This is a genomic window from Nocardiopsis sp. FIRDI 009 (assembly GCF_003386285.1).
Classification (GTDB): Bacteria; Actinomycetota; Actinomycetes; order Streptosporangiales; family Streptosporangiaceae; genus Nocardiopsis.
On record NZ_QPNC01000021.1, the window covers coordinates 86,874 to 102,655 of the forward strand.

13 protein-coding genes are annotated in these 15,782 nt (G+C 71.1%); 9 read left to right on the forward strand and 4 right to left on the reverse strand.

Features of this window, described 5'->3' with window-relative positions; translation table 11 throughout:
• Positions 1-189: 189 nt before the first annotated feature.
• The 5 genes from DVR05_RS19055 to DVR05_RS19075 all read left to right on the forward strand — a co-directional run bounded on the left by DVR05_RS19055 (position 190) and on the right by DVR05_RS19075 (position 6,098).
• Positions 190-1,635 carry an FAD-binding oxidoreductase gene (locus tag DVR05_RS19055; protein WP_116247269.1) on the forward strand — a complete coding sequence of 482 codons (1,446 nt, stop codon included), beginning with the start codon at positions 190-192 and terminating at the stop codon, positions 1,633-1,635.
• Positions 1,636-1,694: 59 nt separating this feature from the next.
• Positions 1,695-3,029, forward strand: a complete 1,335-nt coding sequence (locus DVR05_RS19060; RefSeq protein ID WP_116247332.1) for a cyclopropane-fatty-acyl-phospholipid synthase family protein — start codon at positions 1,695-1,697, stop codon at positions 3,027-3,029.
• Positions 3,030-3,156: 127 nt separating this feature from the next.
• Positions 3,157-3,654: a hypothetical protein gene (locus DVR05_RS19065; RefSeq protein ID WP_116247270.1), complete on the forward strand. Its 498-nt coding sequence runs from the start codon at positions 3,157-3,159 to the stop codon at positions 3,652-3,654.
• A 144-nt stretch (positions 3,655-3,798) separates the two neighbouring features.
• A complete protein-coding gene (locus tag DVR05_RS19070) occupies positions 3,799-5,082 on the forward strand; it encodes a sugar ABC transporter substrate-binding protein (protein WP_116247271.1) in 1,284 nt (427 codons plus the stop codon).
• Positions 5,083-5,219: 137 nt separating this feature from the next.
• Entirely contained in the window at positions 5,220-6,098 is an 879-nt protein-coding gene (locus DVR05_RS19075; protein ID WP_116247272.1) for a carbohydrate ABC transporter permease, read from the forward strand.
• A 50-nt stretch (positions 6,099-6,148) separates the two neighbouring features.
• On the opposite strand, the gene DVR05_RS19080 is transcribed toward DVR05_RS19075, so the two are convergent.
• On the reverse strand, positions 6,149-6,436 hold the full coding sequence (locus DVR05_RS19080; RefSeq protein ID WP_116247273.1) for a hypothetical protein: 288 nt from the start codon (positions 6,434-6,436) through the stop codon (positions 6,149-6,151).
• A gap of 176 nt (positions 6,437-6,612) precedes the next feature.
• Here DVR05_RS19080 and DVR05_RS19085 point away from each other — a divergent pair, with 176 nt between their 5' ends.
• Positions 6,613-7,509: a carbohydrate ABC transporter permease gene (locus tag DVR05_RS19085; protein ID WP_369974554.1), complete on the forward strand. Its 897-nt coding sequence runs from the start codon at positions 6,613-6,615 to the stop codon at positions 7,507-7,509.
• Between the two features lie 441 nt (positions 7,510-7,950).
• On the opposite strand, the gene DVR05_RS19090 is transcribed toward DVR05_RS19085, so the two are convergent.
• On the reverse strand, positions 7,951-9,507 hold the full coding sequence (locus tag DVR05_RS19090) for a long-chain fatty acid--CoA ligase (RefSeq protein ID WP_116247274.1): 1,557 nt from the start codon (positions 9,505-9,507) through the stop codon (positions 7,951-7,953).
• 362 nt (positions 9,508-9,869) lie between these two features.
• Between DVR05_RS19090 and leuS the strand changes: the two genes are divergently transcribed.
• The 3 genes from leuS (at position 9,870) to DVR05_RS19105 (ending at position 13,704) form a co-directional block, all read left to right on the forward strand.
• On the forward strand, positions 9,870-12,365 hold the full coding sequence (leuS, locus tag DVR05_RS19095; protein ID WP_116247275.1) for a leucine--tRNA ligase: 2,496 nt from the start codon (positions 9,870-9,872) through the stop codon (positions 12,363-12,365).
• 92 nt (positions 12,366-12,457) lie between these two features.
• Positions 12,458-13,069, forward strand: coding sequence for a hypothetical protein (locus tag DVR05_RS19100; RefSeq protein WP_116247276.1), 612 nt, complete (start codon positions 12,458-12,460; stop codon positions 13,067-13,069).
• Positions 13,066-13,704, forward strand: coding sequence for a hypothetical protein (locus DVR05_RS19105; protein ID WP_116247277.1), 639 nt, complete (start codon positions 13,066-13,068; stop codon positions 13,702-13,704). Before DVR05_RS19100 ends, DVR05_RS19105 begins: the two co-directional genes overlap by 4 nt.
• 16 nt (positions 13,705-13,720) lie before the next feature.
• Here the strand turns inward: DVR05_RS19105 and DVR05_RS19110 are convergent, their stop codons facing one another.
• Both DVR05_RS19110 and lexA read right to left on the reverse strand, forming a co-directional pair.
• On the reverse strand, positions 13,721-14,752 hold the full coding sequence (locus DVR05_RS19110; RefSeq protein WP_116247334.1) for an alpha/beta hydrolase: 1,032 nt from the start codon (positions 14,750-14,752) through the stop codon (positions 13,721-13,723).
• Between the two features lie 139 nt (positions 14,753-14,891).
• Positions 14,892-15,608 (reverse strand): transcriptional repressor LexA, encoded by a 717-nt coding sequence (gene lexA, locus DVR05_RS19115; RefSeq protein ID WP_116247278.1) that lies wholly within the window; start codon positions 15,606-15,608, stop codon positions 14,892-14,894.
• Between the last annotated feature and the right edge of the window lie 174 nt (positions 15,609-15,782).

Below are 15,782 nucleotides of genomic sequence, written 5' to 3' on the forward strand. Positions count from 1 at the left end.
ACACTCGAAGGGCGCGCGGACAATGCCCAGGTGAACGGAGTACGGCAGAGACACGGCCACAAATGGGGTAGCACGAAGCCGTTACCCGTAGGTAGAACAGAGGGGTGCCGGCCCGTTCCCGCATCCCTCCGGCGGGCCCCGGGTCGACCAACGCCGTGCGTCACGTGCGCCGAGACCGGAAGCGGGAAGATGGCAACTCCACAGCAGGACACGGGCAGCGTCACCGGGCAGCGGCCGGGACTGGCCGCGCACATCGCGGCGGTCCAGCGGCTGCGCCGCGAGTACCGGGCACTGCCCGAGGGCGCCCCCGTGCGGCTGGCCAAGCCCACCTCCAACCTCTTCCGCTTCCGCGAACCGACCACCGCGCCGCCGCTGGACGTGTCCGCCTTCTCCGGCGTCATCTCCATCGACCCGGTGGAGCGCCTGGCCGACGTGGGCGGGATGACCACCTACGAGGAGCTCGTCGCCGCGACCCTCCCGCACGGCCTCATGCCGCTCGTCGTCCCCCAGCTGCGCACCATCACCCTCGGCGGCGCGGTCACCGGTCTCGGCATCGAGTCCTCGTCCTTCCGCAACGGCCTGCCCCACGAGTCCGTCCAGGAGATGGAGATCCTGACCGGCGGCGGCGACGTCGTCACGGCCACCCGCGACAACGAGCACGCCGACCTCTTCCACGGCTTCCCCAACTCCTACGGCACGCTCGGTTACAGCCTGCGCCTGCGGATCGAACTCGAACCGGTCTCCCCCTACGTGCACCTTCGCCACCTGCGGTTCCACGACGCGGCCGAGGCCATGGACGCCCTCGCGCGGATCTGCGCCGACGCCGAGCACGACGGTCAGCCGGTCGACTTCGTGGACGGGGTCGCCTTCGGCCCCGACGAGCTCTACCTCAGCCTGGCCCGATTCACCGACCAGGCCCCCTGGACCAGCGACTACACCGGCACCGACATCTACTACCGGTCCATCCGGCGCCACGCGGGCAACGGCCCCGGCGACTACCTCACCATCCACGACTACCTGTGGCGGTGGGACACCGACTGGTTCTGGTGCTCGCGCGCCTTCGGCACCCAGCACCCTCTCGTCCGGCCGCTGTGGCCGCGCTCCCTCAAGCGCTCCGACGTCTACCGCAGGCTCGTCGCCTGGGACCGCCGCACCGACTTCTCCCGCCTGCTCAACCACTACCGGGGCAGGCGCCCCCAGGAGCCGCTCATCCAGGACATCGAGGTCGGTGTGGAGCGCGGCGCGGAGTTCCTGGAGTTCTTCCACTCCGAGATCGGCATGAGCCCCGTGTGGATGTGTCCCCTGCGGCTGCGTGAACCCCGGTCGTCCCGGACGGCGGAGGGCGAACACGTGTGGCCGCTCTACCCCCTCGACAACGACCGCCTCTACGTCAACTTCGGGTTCTGGGGGCTGGTCGACATGCTGCCCCGCCAACGCCGGGCACACCACAACCGCCTGGTGGAGGAGGAGGTCGCGCGGCTCGGCGGCCACAAGTCCCTGTACTCGGACTCCTTCTACACCGAGGACGAGTTCTGGCGGCTCTACAACGGGCCCGTCTACTCCCGTCTCAAGGAGTCCTACGACCCCGGGGGACGGTTGCTCGACCTGTACGCCAAGTGCGTGCGCAACCGCTGACACCGCAGACACCGGGCGGCCCCCTCCAGGGGCGCGCCCGGGAGAGGGAGGACGAGAACGTGCGGCTTGCAGAGATCTTCGAGCGGGTCGTCGGCCCCGACGCGCCCATCCGCTTCACCGCCTACGACGGCAGCTCCGCGGGGGACCCGGGCTCCGACGTCGCCCTCCACGTGCGCACGCCGGTCGCCGTCAACTATCTGGCCCAGTCCCCGAACGCGGTCGGCCTCACCCGCGCCTACGTGTCCGGCCACCTGGACCTGGAGGGCGACATGTACACCGCCCTGCGGCGCATGTCCGACTTCGTCCTCGCCACGGGGGTCAACCTCTCCCTCGGCGACCTGGTCGGCATCGTCCGCTCCGTGGGCTGGGTCAAGTTCGTCAACCGCGTGGCACCGCCACCGCAGGAGATGACCCGGGGCAGACTCGCGTCCCTGGGCTGGCGGCACTCCAAGAGCCGTGACGCCGAGGTCATCCACCACCACTACGACGTGTCCAACGACTTCTACGAGCTGGTGCTGGGCCCGTCCATGACCTACACCTGCGCCGTCTTCGACGACGAGGACGGCGCGCTGGACCGGGTGGGAGAGGAGGGCGCCGCGCCGAAGGCGTCGTCCGAGGCCGGTGCGGGGCGACGGAGGGGCGGCGCGCTGGAGAGCGCCCAGTTCCGCAAGTACGAGCTGGTCTCCCGCAAACTCGGCCTGGAGCGGGGCATGCGCCTGCTCGACGTCGGCTGCGGGTGGGGCGGCATGGTCATGCACGCCGCCCGCGAGTACGGGGTCAAGGCGCTGGGCGTCACCCTGTCCAAGGAACAGGCGGACTGGGCGGCCAAGCGGATCGCCCAGGAGGGGCTCTCGGAGCTGGCCGAGGTCCGTCACATGGACTACCGGGACGTCCCCGACGGCAGCTACGACCGGATCAGCTCGATCGGGCTGACCGAGCACATCGGCGCGCGCAACCTGGACCCCTACTTCGCGTCCCTGTACGCCAAGCTCGTCCCCGGCGGCCGCCTGCTCAACCACTGCATCACCCGCCCGCGCAACGACCTCAAGCCCATGGACACCAAGGGGGTCATCAACCGGTACGTGTTCCCCGACGGTGAGCTGGAGGGGCCGGGCACCATCCAGACCGCGATGAACGACGCCGGGTTCGAGATCCGCCACCAGGAGAACCTGCGCGAGCACTACGCCCTCACACTCCGCCACTGGGGCGCCAACCTCGACCGGAACTGGGACGAGGCGGTCTCCCTGGTGGGTGAGGGCACCGCCCGGGTGTGGCGGCTGTACATGGCCGGATGCGTGCTCGGCTTCGAGCGCAACGTCGTGCAGCTGCACCAGATCCTCGGCGTCCGTCTGGACGGCACCGACGCCCACCTGCCGCTGCGTCCCGCGTTCTGAGCGCGCGCCGGTGCCCCCTCCTGTTCGCCGGGAGGGGACACCGGCCCGTCAGCCACGCGCGGACGGTTCCCGGGCGGCATGATGGGAGCAGTCACACCGGCCAGCAGCACCGTGAAGGGACCCGACCGTGTCCTCCGAACCCTCCGACGAGAACGTGCCCCAGAACGGCGAGACCCCCGCGCCCGACCTGCCCGACCACGTCAAGCGCACCGCGATCGCGCTCGTGGGCGCCTATGCCGACCGCAACCGGGACGAACTCGACGAGGTGATCCCCCAGGCGGCCGACGACGTCGACGACGTGATGTCGGAGCTGAAGGTCATCGCCGCCTTCCTGAGCCGCCGGGTCCAGCAGACCGGCGTGGTGTGGAAGCCAGCCGACTCGCGTGAGGCCGTCGCCCGCACGGTCGCCGAGATGCTCCCGCCCGAGCTGGAGTTCGCCGTCAGCACCGCCTGGGAGGCGCACTCCGTCGGCGAGGAGGAGGCCGCCGAGCGCATCTCCCAGGGCGATCCCATGGTCTTCGTGCACATGCTCGCCGCGTTCAGCGCGGCCATCGGACTGGCCGTGTACCGGCGCCCCGAACTCGTGGCCACGCTCCGCCAGGTGACCGGGCTCGCGGAGGACTGACGGCGGCCCCGGCGCGGACGCCGGGGCCGTCTCCTCCTAACGGCTGAGACACAAGGACGTGTTGTTTACTTCACACGGGGCGCTTCCTTGCGTAGGTTTCCTACCACCGCCCGGGGACCCTCGACAGCAACGGGAGGCGCGCCGATGGCACGCAGACGAGCACACACCCACGTTCACCTCCCCGCCGCGGCGATGGCCCTGACCCTCGTCGCCACCGCCTGCGGTGCGGGCACGGGCGGCGGCCCCGTGTCCGAGACCCTCGTCGTCTGGATCATGGAGGGCACCAACCCCGACGAGACCGCCTACTTCGACGCGGCCAACACGGAGTTCACCAAGCGGACGGGTGTCGAGGTCGACGTCGAGTTCGTCCCGTGGAGCGACGCCCAGAACAAGATCTCCACCGCCATCGCCGGGGGGACGGTGCCCGACGTGGTCGAACTCGGCACGACCTTCGTCCCCGGGTTCGCCGACTCCGGCGCCCTGCACGACCTGTCCGACTACATCGACGACCCCTACGTCTACACCCAGAGCCTGCTCCGGATGGGGCAGATCGACGACCGGATCTACGGGGTGCCGTGGTACGCGGCCATCCGCTCCATCGTCTACCGCACCGACATCTTCGCCGAACACGACCAGGAGGTCCCCGAGAACTGGGCCGAGCTGCGGGAGACCGCCATCGCGCTCTCCGAGGCGGAGGAGGACATGATCGCCTTCCCGGTCCCCGGCGACGCGCAGTACTCGGTCATGCCCTGGATCTGGGGCGGCGGCGCGGAGCTCGCCGTTCAGACGTCCGACGGCACGTGGGTGTCGGAGATCGACAGCGACGGCGGCCGCGCCGGGATGGCCTTCTTCACCGGCCTGGCCCTGGAGGACGGCGTCTCCACCACCGGCGCGGTGAACTGGAACGAGATCGACGTGATGGAGTCCCTGGCCGAGGAGCGGACCATCATGGCGATCTCCGGCAGCAACAACCCCAAGGCGATCCTGGAGTCCAACCCCGACCTGGAGGGCAGGCTCGGCGTCTTCGTCATCCCGGGGCGGGAGGGCGGCTACACCGACTCCTTCGCGGGCGGTTCCCTCCTGTCGGTGTTCGAGGGGACCGGTCGGGAGGACGTCGCCTGGGAGTACGTCGACCACCTGACCAGCCACGAGTTCTCGTCGCGCTGGGCCGAGGAGACCGGGTTCTTCCCGGCGCGAGCGGCGGCGGTGACCGCCTTCGCCGAGTCCGAGGACCCGCTGGTCCGGCCCTTCGCCGTCCAGCTCAGCGCGGCCAGCCGCGGCACCCCGGTCGCCCCGGCCTGGGGGCGGGTGGAGTCCGAGAAGGTCATCGTCGCCATGCAGCAGAGCATCCTCAACGGTGACGCCACCGTGGAGGAGGCCACCGCGAGGGCCGCCGACGAGGTCGAGCGCATCCTCAACGGGGGCTGAACGTGGGCTCACCGGTCGGGCTGGGTGACCCGCGTGCGACACAGGAGGCCGTCCGCGGCGCCGAGGGGACGCCTCCGCCGAGGAGGCGCCGTCGGTGGCGACCGCCGCTCCCGCGCACGGGGGTGCGCGGGGCCCTCATGCCGTGGGCGCTGCTCGCGCCCGCGCTGACGGTCGTCGGGGTGCTCCTGCTGTTCCCCCTCGGACGCGTCGTGTGGCTGTCCTTCCGCGACTTCCACCTGCGCAACCTGGTCTCCGGGGAGTCCGACCCCGTCGGCTTCGACAACTACACGGCGCTCCTGGCCGACCCGTACCTGTGGCGGGTCGCCCTGCCCAACACGGTGGTGTTCGCCGCGGTCGCGGTGGTCTCGACCGTGGTCCTGGGCACCCTGGTGGCACTGCTGCTGTCCACGTTGCGCCCGCTCACCCGGGTGGTCGTCGTCTCCTGCGTGATGGTGGCCTGGGCGATGCCCGCGGTCAGCGGCACGTACGTGTGGATCTGGATCTTCGACGTCGACGAGGGCGTCGTGGCCCAGGCGCTGAAGTCCCTCGGCCTGCTCGGCCCCGAGGGGTACAACTGGTTCGGCGACCGCCTGCTGTTCTACGCGATCGTCACGCTCAACGTGGTGCACAGCGGCTTCCCGTTCGTGGCGGTCACGGTACTGGCGGGGCTGCTGACCGTGCCCGGGGAACTGTACGAGGCGGCGCTGATCGACGGCGCGGGCGCCTGGCGGCGCTTCTGGCACGTCACCTTCCCCCTGCTGCGCCCGGTGTTCGCGGTGGTGACCGTGCTCTCCACGATCTGGGACTTCAAGGTGTTCGCGCAGATCTACCTCATGCCCGGAGGGGACGTCGGCGGATCGCGGATGCTGAACCTGGGCGTGTGGGCCTACGTGCGCTCCTTCGGCCACAACGACTACGGGGCGGGGTCGGCCGTCGCGGTCCTGCTCACCCTGCTCCTGCTGGGGATCACGGTGCTGTACCTGCGCGCCCTGTTCCGGGAGGAGGAGCCGCGATGACCGGACGGCCCGCGAACGCGGCGGCGGGAGGGGACGGGGTCCGGCCCCGGTCAGGCGGCCCCCTCGATGAGCTTCTCGCGGACCCGCCGCCAGTCCACCGAGGCCAGGGGGCGCCGGTCCAGGTCCTCCAGGACCGCGTTCATCGTGCGCAGGTCGTACTCCTCCAGGGGGCGTCCGTCGTCGTGGCTCCGGTTCACCAGGTTGTTCACGTACACGAACAGGCGCTGCCCGGAGGGGTCGGCCAGGGCGTGGCGCACGGCGCTGTCGCGGAACCGCGCGTCGTGCGGGATCCAGCTGATGACGACCTCGGTGGGGGAGGGGCCGGCGGACTCGCTCACGGCCTCACTCCGCCGTCTCCGATGACCACGCCGACACGGCCGTCACCCCTTCTTCACTCGTCTCACCTCGGCGCCACGGGCGCCCCTCCACGAACAGAGCAGGAGTCTAACGGCCCCCTTCCGGCGGTCCACCACCCGACCAGGTCCGGTGCGGGGCACCGGGGAGAGGAGCCGTGTTGGGCACGCGTGTAACCGCACCCGACGTGCGTCGGCGGGACGAACGGAGCGTGCGGACCCGCCGCGGGGGCGGGGCGCCCCGGACCCTCCGGAGGGCGGGCCGGGCGGCCGGGGTGGCGGCCCTGTTGGCCTTCACTCTCTTCCCCGTCTACTTCATGCTGGTCAGCGCCTTCTCCGATCGGAGCACCTCAGGGACGGGCGCGCTGGTGCCGAGGGACGTCACGTTCGAGAACTTCACGTACGTGATGACCGAGGGCGACTTCACGCTCTACCTGCGCAACTCGCTGGCGGTCGCCTCGATCACCGTCGTGGGGGCGTGCCTCCTGGCGCTGCTGGCCTCGGTGGCCGTGGCGCGGTTCCGGTTCCGGTTCCGGACGTCGGTGCTCGTGCTCGTCCTCGTCGTGCAGATGGTGCCGCTGGAGGCCCTGGTCATCCCGCTGTTCCTCCAGGTGCGCGACCTGCGGATGCTCAACACGGTGCTGGGGTTGGGCGTGGTGTACGTGGCGCTGTCGCTGCCCCTGGCGGTGTGGATGCTGCGCGGGTTCGTGGCCGCGGTGCCCCGGGAGGTCGAGGAGGCCGCCTACATCGACGGCGCGTCGTGGCCGCGCATGTTCTGGTCGGTGCTCCTGCCCCTCGTCGCGCCGGGCCTGGTGGCCACGGCGATCTTCTCGTTCATCCTGGCGTGGAACGAGTTCGTGCTGGCCCTGACCTTCATGCAGCAGAGCGACCGGTACACGGTGGCGGTGGGGCTGCGCCAGTTCTTCGGCCAGTACGCCAACGAGTGGGGGCACGTCATGGCCGCGTCCACGATCATCACGCTCCCGGTGATGGTCTTCTTCATCCTGGTGCAGCGCTGGCTGGTCGCCGGCCTCGTCCAGGGCGCGGTGAAGGGCTGAGTCCGGTCCGTCGCCCCCGCCCCGGACCCGAACGCCGAGGGTGCGCGGCGGCTGGCCCCGCACTGCGGGGCCGCCCGTGCCGCCTACAACCGGGCGGTGGCGCGGGTGCCGGCCTCCTGGGACCACCGGGCGGCCGAGTCCTCCTAGGGGGTCCCCGAGGACGGGCGCGCTCCGTGGCGGCCTCCCGCAGGACCGGTGCCGGAGTGGCCGCAGACCGGGGCAGGCCGGTGTCGAAGCCCCGTGGAGCCGATCATGAGGCCCGCCTCCCGCCCCGGCCGTCGCGCGCCGGGGCGGGGGAGCCGAACCCGCCCCGGCGCGGGAAGGACGCGGGAGACCGTCGTCAGGACACCACCACGCGGCGCGTGGTGCGGTGACACCGGCACGGACCCTCCGGGCGGAGACGTCCGGGACGCTGATCTCTGACTACGGAACCGGTGACGGTCAGCGCAGTTCGCGTTTGAGGATCTTGCCCGTGGCGGTCATGGGCAGCTCCGTGCGGAACTCGACCTGGCGGGGGTACTTGTACGCGGCGAGGCGCTCCTTGGCCCAGTCGACCAGTTCCTGCTCGGTGAGCGTGGCTCCGGCCTCCCGGATCACGTAGGCCTTGGCCTCCTCGCCGTGCGTGTCGTGCGGCACGCCCACGACGGCGGCCAGGCTGACCTCCGGGTGGGTCATCAGGACCTCCTCGATCTCACGCGGGTAGACGTTGTAGCCGCCGCGGATGATCATGTCCTTGGACCGGTCGACGATGAAGTAGAAGCCGTCCTCGTCCCGGCGCGCGATGTCGCCGGTGCGGAACCAGCCGTCCCTGATGACCTCGGCGTTGACCTCGGGCCGGTTGTGGTAGCCCTTCATCACGCAGTGACCGCGCACCGCGATCTCGCCCTCGTTCTCGACCTCGTTCCACTCCGGGTCGATCAGCTTCATCTCCACGCCCCACACGGGCAGGCCGATGGAGCCGGTCTTGGCCCGGACCCTGGGGTTGTTGAAGGAGACGACGGGGGAGGTCTCGGACAGGCCGTAGCCCTCCTTGATCTCCACGCCGAAGGTCTTGGCGAAGTCCTCGGCGAGCTGGCCGGGCAGGGAGGAGCCGCCGGAGACCGCGTCGACGATGTTGCCCGTGATCTTCTCGATGTCGTAGGTGCCCGGCTCCGCCGACTGGACGGTGTTGAGCAGCCCCCAGTACATGGTGGGCACCCCGGCGAACCCCGTGACCCCCTCCTTCTCCATGAGCCGCAGCGCCTCGTCGGGCTCGAAGCGCGGCATGAGGACCAGGGTCCCGTGCCGGAACAGGGCCGCGTTGAGCATGACCGTCTGGCCGAAGATGTGGAAGAGCGGCAGGACGGTGAGGGACACGTCCCGACCGTCGGGGTGGGCGTTGACCAGGCTGGACGAGATGAACGCGTTCGTCATCAGGTTGTGGTGGGACAGCTCGGCGCCCTTGGGCTTACCGGTGGTGCCGCTGGTGTAGATGATGACGGCGGTGTCGTCGGAGTTGGCCTGCACGGTCTCGAACGTGCCGGGCTGCCCGTCGACGGCCTTCCACAGGGTCTCGGCCCCCTCGATGGTGGACTCGGTGGCGCCGGGGGAGGCGGGCAGGTCGATGTAGGTCTCGCAGGAGTCCACCTGGTTGAAGGCCTCGAAGGCGCGTTCGCCCAGGGGGAGTTCGGGGGAGCCGGTGAAGGCGAAGAGCGCCTTGGCGCCGGAGTCCTCCAGGTGGTAGGCGATCTCGCGCGGGGTGAGGAGCACGTTGAGGGGGACGACCACGGCGCCGGCCTTGAGGGCGCCGAAGTAGACGAAGGGGAAGTAGGGGAGGTTGGGGCTGGCGAGCGCGACGCGGTCGCCGGGTCGGACACCCCTGGCCACCAGGAGGTTGGCGACCTGGTTGGCGATCATGTCGGTCAGGGCGTAGGTGAGGCGGAGGTCGCCGAGGATCAGGCACTCCTTGTCGGGAACCGACCGGGCGCCGTCCTCCAGAAGCACGGACAGATTGAGCATGGGGGCCTCCCGCTACGAGTGTGGTGACGGACCCAGGTGTGGTCTGGGCCTCGTGGTCCGCGTCACATGAACGGCAGAGTAACAAACCAGCCGGTCGGTGTGGACAGCGGGGATCGGATCGAAACCTAACGGTGTTCGGAAAAGATTTCCAGGGGTCCCGTCGCCGCGGACCCCGTCGGCCGGGGCGGAGGACGGGGTCCGCGGCCGGGCGCCGCCGACCGGTCGCGGTGGTCGTCCACAGGGCGGAAAAGCCGTCTGCGGCCCCGGGCGGGTACCGCTAACCTGGGAACTGCACGCGTGGACGCCCGACCCGGTGTGTCCGCGTGCGACCGACCCAGAGACCGGCTAAGGGAACATCAGCGATGACAGCGGTAGACGGCGACCAGAAGACGGGCGACACCTACGACGCCCGCGCCCTCCAGGACAAGTGGCAGGCGCGCTGGGCCGCTGAGCTCCCGTTCCAGGCCAGCGAGGACCCGGCCGACACCCGGCCCCGCAGCTACGTGGTCGACATGTTCGCCTACCCCTCCGGCGACCTGCACATGGGGCACGCCGAGGCCTACGCCATCGGCGACGTCATCGGCCGCTACCGCTTCCAGCGAGGCGACAACGTCCTGCACCCCATCGGCTGGGACTCCTTCGGCCTGCCCGCCGAGAACGCGGCGATCAAGAACGACTCGCACCCCGCCGAGTGGACCTACGCCAACATCGAGACCCAGGCGTCCTCGTTCCGCCGGTACGGGATCGGCGTCGACTGGTCGCGCCGCCTGCACACCAGCGACCCCGAGTACTACAAGTGGAACCAGTGGCTGTTCCTGCGCTTCTTCGAGCGCGGACTGGCCTACCGCAAGGACGGCCAGGTCAACTGGTGCCCCAAGGACCAGACCGTGCTGGCCAACGAGCAGGTCGTCCAGGGCCGGTGCGAGCGGTGCGGCTCCGACGTCGTGCGCCGCAGCCTGAACCAGTGGTACTTCAAGATCACCGACTACGCCCAGCGCCTGCTGGACGACATGGACCAGCTGGACGGCGGCCGCTGGCCGGACGAGGTCCTGGCCATGCAGCGCAACTGGATCGGCCGCTCCACCGGAGCCGACGTCCACTTCGCCATCGAGGGCCGTGACGAGCCGGTGACCGTGTTCACCACGCGTCCCGACACCCTCTACGGCGCCACGTTCTTCGTCGTGGCCGCCGACGCCGAGCTGGCCGACGAGCTGTGCGCCCCCGAACAGCGCGAGAGCTTCGACGCCTACCGCGCCGAGGTCGCCAAGCTCTCCGACATCGAGCGCCAGGCCACCGAGCGCCCCAAGACCGGTGTGTTCCTGGGCCGGTACGCGATCAACCCGGTCAACGGCGAGCGCATGCCGGTCTGGGCCGCCGACTACGTCCTGGCCGACTACGGCCACGGCGCGATCATGGCCGTGCCCGCGCACGACCAGCGCGACCTCGACTTCGCCCTGGCCTTCGACCTGCCGGTCAAGGTGGTCGTGGAGACCGGGGAACCCGACCCGGTCGAGACCGGCGTGGCCACGGCGGGCGAGGGGACGCTGCGCGACTCCGGGCCGCTGGACGGGCTGACCAAGGCCGACGCGATCGACCGCATCATCGAGGTGCTGGCCGAGCGCGGCACCGGTGAGGCCACCGTCAACTACCGCCTGCGCGACTGGCTGCTGTCCCGCCAGCGCTACTGGGGTACGCCGATCCCCATCATCCACTGCCCGTCCTGCGGTGAGGTGCCCGTCCCCGATGAGCAGCTGCCGGTCACGCTGCCCGAGCTCAAGGGCGCAGAGCTGGCGCCTCAGGGCGTGTCGCCGCTGGCCGCGGCCACCGACTGGGTCGAGGTCGACTGCCCCTCCTGCGGCGGAGCGGCCCGCCGCGACACCGACACCATGGACACGTTCGTCGACTCGTCCTGGTACTTCCTGCGCTACTGCTCGCCGCACCTGGACACCGCCCCCTTCGACACCGAGGCGGTCAACAAGTGGGGCCCCGTCGACCACTACATCGGCGGCAAGGAGCACGCGACCCTGCACCTGCTGTACGCGCGCTTCTTCACCAAGGTCCTGTACGACATGGGCATGGTGGGCTTCACCGAGCCCTTCCGCCGCCTGACCAACCAGGGCCAGGTCATCAACCAGGGCAGGGCGATGTCCAAGTCCCTGGGCAACGGGGTGGACCTGGGCAAGGAGATCGAGTCCTACGGCGTCGACGCGGTCCGCCTGACCATGCTCTTCGCCAGCCCTCCGGAGGAGGACGTCGACTGGGCGGACGTGTCCTGCACCGCCGCGCAGAAGTTCCTCAACCGCGCGTTCCGCGTGATGTGCGAGGCGGGCGCCGCCGGTGAGCCCGGGGCCGACCCGGCCACGGGCGACACCGAGCTGCGCCGGGTCACGCACCGCACGATCGACCAGGTCACCACGCTGGTGGAGGCACGCCGGTTCAACGTGGCCATCGCCCGGGTCATGGAGCTGGTCTCGGCCACGCGCCGGGCGATCGACTCCGGCCCCGGCGCGGCCGACCCGGCCGTGCGCGAGGCGGCCGAGTTCGTGGCCGTGGCGCTGTCCCTGTTCGCTCCGTACGTGGCCGAGGAGGGCTGGGAGCGGCTGGGGCACGTGGGCACGGTCGCCGTCGGCAACTGGCCCGAGGCGGACCCGGAGCTGCTGGTCCAGGAGTCCGTGACCTGCGTGGTGCAGGTACAGAGCAAGGTCCGGGACAAGCTGACCGTGGCACCCGACATCGACCCGGCGGAGCTGGAGCGGCTCGCGCTGGCCTCGGAGAAGGCCCGGAACTTCATCGGTGACAAGCAGATCCGCAAGGTGATCGTGCGTGCGCCGAAGCTGGTGAACATCGTCGTCGGCTGATCCGGCGGCGGAGGCGGCGGTCGTGTTCGGCGACCGCCGCCTCCGCGTGACACGTCGGGACGAGTGACGACCGACAGGGAGGCGGTGGCCGGGTGTCCCCATCCGGTAGGTCGGGTGGCCCGCTGGTACGCGGGGCCGTCATCGTGTGCGGCGCCGCGGTGGTCTCCGTCGCGGCGATCGGCGGAGGGCTCGTGCTGGCCGGCGCCGACCCCGACGTCCCCGGCGCGGAGGACGTCCACACCGCCGCCCCCGACTGCGCCGCCGTACCCCAGGCCACGGTCGCCGAGGCCCTGCCCGAGGCGGTGCCCGAGACCGTCGAGTCCGGCCCCCGGCCCGGCGGTGACACCACCGTGTGCGTGTGGAGCTCACTGGGCGTCGCCGACGACCCCGGTGTGCTGCGGGTGGAGTTCTCCGCGCTGTTCACCGACACCTCCGGGGACGAGCCCGTCGCGGGTACCGAACACGCCGAACGGGTCCTGGCGGCCCTGGTGCCCCGGACGAGCGACGGTGTACGGCTCCCCTCGGACGTGGAGGGACACGTGTGGGCGGACGGGACACGCGGTACCGCGGACCTGGCTTTCCACACCGACAACCTGGTGGTCCGGGTGGCCTACACCGGCGTCTTCGGGGACGGGCCCGCCGACCGGGAGGACGCGCGTGAACTGACGGTGCGGGTCGCGGAACAACTCGTGGAGGCGCTTTGACCCCGCAGGACCCCCGTCCGGCCGTCCCGCCGGCCCAGCCCCAGAGCCGGGGGTGCGCGGTCGCCGGTGTCGTGGCACTGGCCCTGGCGGCGGTCCTGCTCGTCGCGGGTGGTGTGTGGTTCGTCCTGAACCGCGAGAGCCTGGAGTCGGGCGACTTCGACGCCGCACCGGAGTGCGCCGTGGGGGAGACCGGGGCCCTCGCCGCGTCGGTGCCCTCCCACATCCTGGAGATCGAGGAGCCGGTCGGCGGTCAGCAGGACACGTTCGGCAGCGGATGGCAGTGCCGGTGGGCCACCCCGGAGGGGCCGGGGGAGGCGGTACCGTCCTTCGCGACCCTGGTGATGGTGGCCGCGCCCAACCCGGGCGGGATCGAGACGGCCGCCGAGAACCTGCGGAACACCACCGCGAACCAGGAGACCACCGCTGTGGACGGTATCGGCGACGAGGCGGTCAGCTGGACCGACGAGTCCGACTTCCCGTTCGCCTGCGTGGCCTCCCGCGTGTCCAACCTGTACGTGGAGACCTGCTACGGCGCCGCCGCCGACTACGGCGTCACACGTGCGGCGGAGGCCGAACGCGGACTGGCGACGGCCGAGGAGCTCGCCCGGGCCGTGATCGCCGAGCTGCCCACCTGACCGGGGCGCTTCGGGGTCACCAGGCTCCGTCGAGGAAGTCCTCCAGCGCGGAGGCCACCTCCGGGGCGAAGGGCCGGTCGGCGTCGAGCACGGCGGCGCCGGGTTCGTCCCGGAACTCACGGAACACGTGGTCGGCACCGGGGACGTCGACGCGTTCGGCGCCGGTGAACCCGGTCATGAGGCGGTCGATGTCCGTCCGGGAGACCTGGGCGTCCTGTTCGCCCCACAGCACCAACACCGGGGTGCCCTCGGGGACCGCCCGGGCCAGATCCATGGGGTCGAAGGCGTCGATCCAGCTCAGGAAGGCCGCGTTCGAACTGGAGTAGACGCCCTCCAACATAGGCGACAGGTCGTCGGGCAGCGCGCGTCCACCGCGCAGCGCGGCGCGTCCGGCACGGGCGTCGGAGAGCAGCGCGACGCTGTCCTCCTCCCCGATGCGGCCACGTGCCTCAGCCGTGCGGACCCGCTCGGTGAGCTGGCGGTCGATGAGGTCCAGGTAACGGGTTCCGGGCGGGGCGGCCAGGACCAGCGCGGGGGACGCGTCCACGAGTTCGTGCGCGCGCAGGGCGAACAGGGCGCCCTCGCTGTGCCCGACCACGACGGTGCGCTCCGGGTCCACCTCGGGCTGGGCGAGCAGCTCCTCGTAGGCGGCGACCATCTGGTGGTCGAAGACCTCCGGGTCGACGGGTTCGTCCGGGTCGAGGTCGCCCAGACCGGTCTCCCCGCTACCGAGTTTGTCGTAGCGGAGCGAGGCGACACCGGCCTCGGCCAGCACTCGGGCGAGGTTCAGGTTGGTGTCGGCGTCGGGCCGTGTCGGTGCGTTGCCGTCCCGGTCGGTGGGGCCGCTGCCGGAGACGATGAGGGCGGCGGGCACCGTACCGGCGGTGCCCGCGGGCGCGGTGAAGGACGCGAACACCTCCTCGCCGTCCGCGGTGAACGACAGGTCCCGGGCCGATCCACCGACCCCGGGCGGAGGAACCGCGGGGTCCTCACCGGAGCAGGCGGTGGCGAGCAGGAGACCGACGGCCGCGCCGAGGGCGGCGAGCATCCGCCGGTGGCCGGGGACGGGGGAGACGGTGGGTGTGGACACGCCCCCAGCTTAGGGCGTGCCCAGCGGCCGCGTACTCCGCCGCATGAGCCGGTCCGCCTCCGGTGACGGGCGGACCGGGACGCGGGGCCGTCAGGGGTCAGACGCGTCGCATGACCGCGACGACCTTGCCGAGGATGGTGGCGTCGTCCCCGTTGATGGGCTCGTAGGCATCGTTGCGGGGCAGGAGCCACACATGGCCGTCGTCCTCACGGCGCAGCACCTTGACCGTCGCCTCGTCGTCCAACAGGGCGGCCACGATGTCGCCGTTGTTGGCGTCCTGCTGTTGGCGGACCACGACCATGTCGCCGTCGGTGATGGCGGCGTCCGTCATCGAGTCACCGACCACGGTGAGCATGAACAGTCGCCCCTCGCCGACCAGTTGGCGGGGGAGGGACAGCACGTCCTCCACGGACTCCTCGGCGAGGATCGGGCCACCCGCGGCGATCCGGCCGACGAGCGGCACGGCGGCGGCGCGCGAGGCGTCGGCGGTGAACTCCACGGGGTCCACCTGCGTGGGGGCGGAGCGGCCGGGGGTGCGCAGTTCGACGGCGCGGGGGCGGTTCTGGTCGCGGTGCAGGTAACCCTTGCGCTGGAGCACCTTGAGCTGGTGCGCCACGCTGGAGGGGCTGGACAGGCCGACCGCGTCGCCGATTTCCCTTATCGAGGGCGGGAAACCGCGTTCCCGTACGTATCGCTGGATGCAGTTCAGCACGCTCTGCTGACGCGCCGTGAGTTTGGGGGCGTCGGGCGTCGGCCCGCCCGCGTCGCCCACGGGCGAGAGGACGGTGGTGGTTCCGGGGTTCTCCTCCGGCACGGCCGGGCCTCCTCGGCGTTCGGTTCGGTCAGGGCCTGCTTGTGTGACGGGCCACGTCCGATTCGCGACCGTGTGGACCCGGGGGTCCACGTGATGGCGAAACCGGAGTGAAATCAACGTCAACATTAGTCGTTGCTGACGGTGATATCAAACAAGCGTTCGAGGTCGTGGATA

Coding starts and splice junctions, on each gene's coding strand:
- DVR05_RS19055 (WP_116247269.1), top strand. CDS start 190: ATGGCAACTCCACAGCAGGACACGGGCAGCGTCACCGGGCAGCGGCCG.
- DVR05_RS19070 (WP_116247271.1), top strand. CDS start 3,799: ATGGCACGCAGACGAGCACACACCCACGTTCACCTCCCCGCCGCGGCG.
- DVR05_RS19075 (WP_116247272.1), top strand. CDS start 5,220: ATGCCGTGGGCGCTGCTCGCGCCCGCGCTGACGGTCGTCGGGGTGCTC.
- DVR05_RS19090 (WP_116247274.1), bottom strand. CDS start 9,507: ATGCTCAATCTGTCCGTGCTTCTGGAGGACGGCGCCCGGTCGGTTCCC.
- leuS (WP_116247275.1), top strand. CDS start 9,870: ATGACAGCGGTAGACGGCGACCAGAAGACGGGCGACACCTACGACGCC.
- DVR05_RS19110 (WP_116247334.1), bottom strand. CDS start 14,752: ATGCTCGCCGCCCTCGGCGCGGCCGTCGGTCTCCTGCTCGCCACCGCC.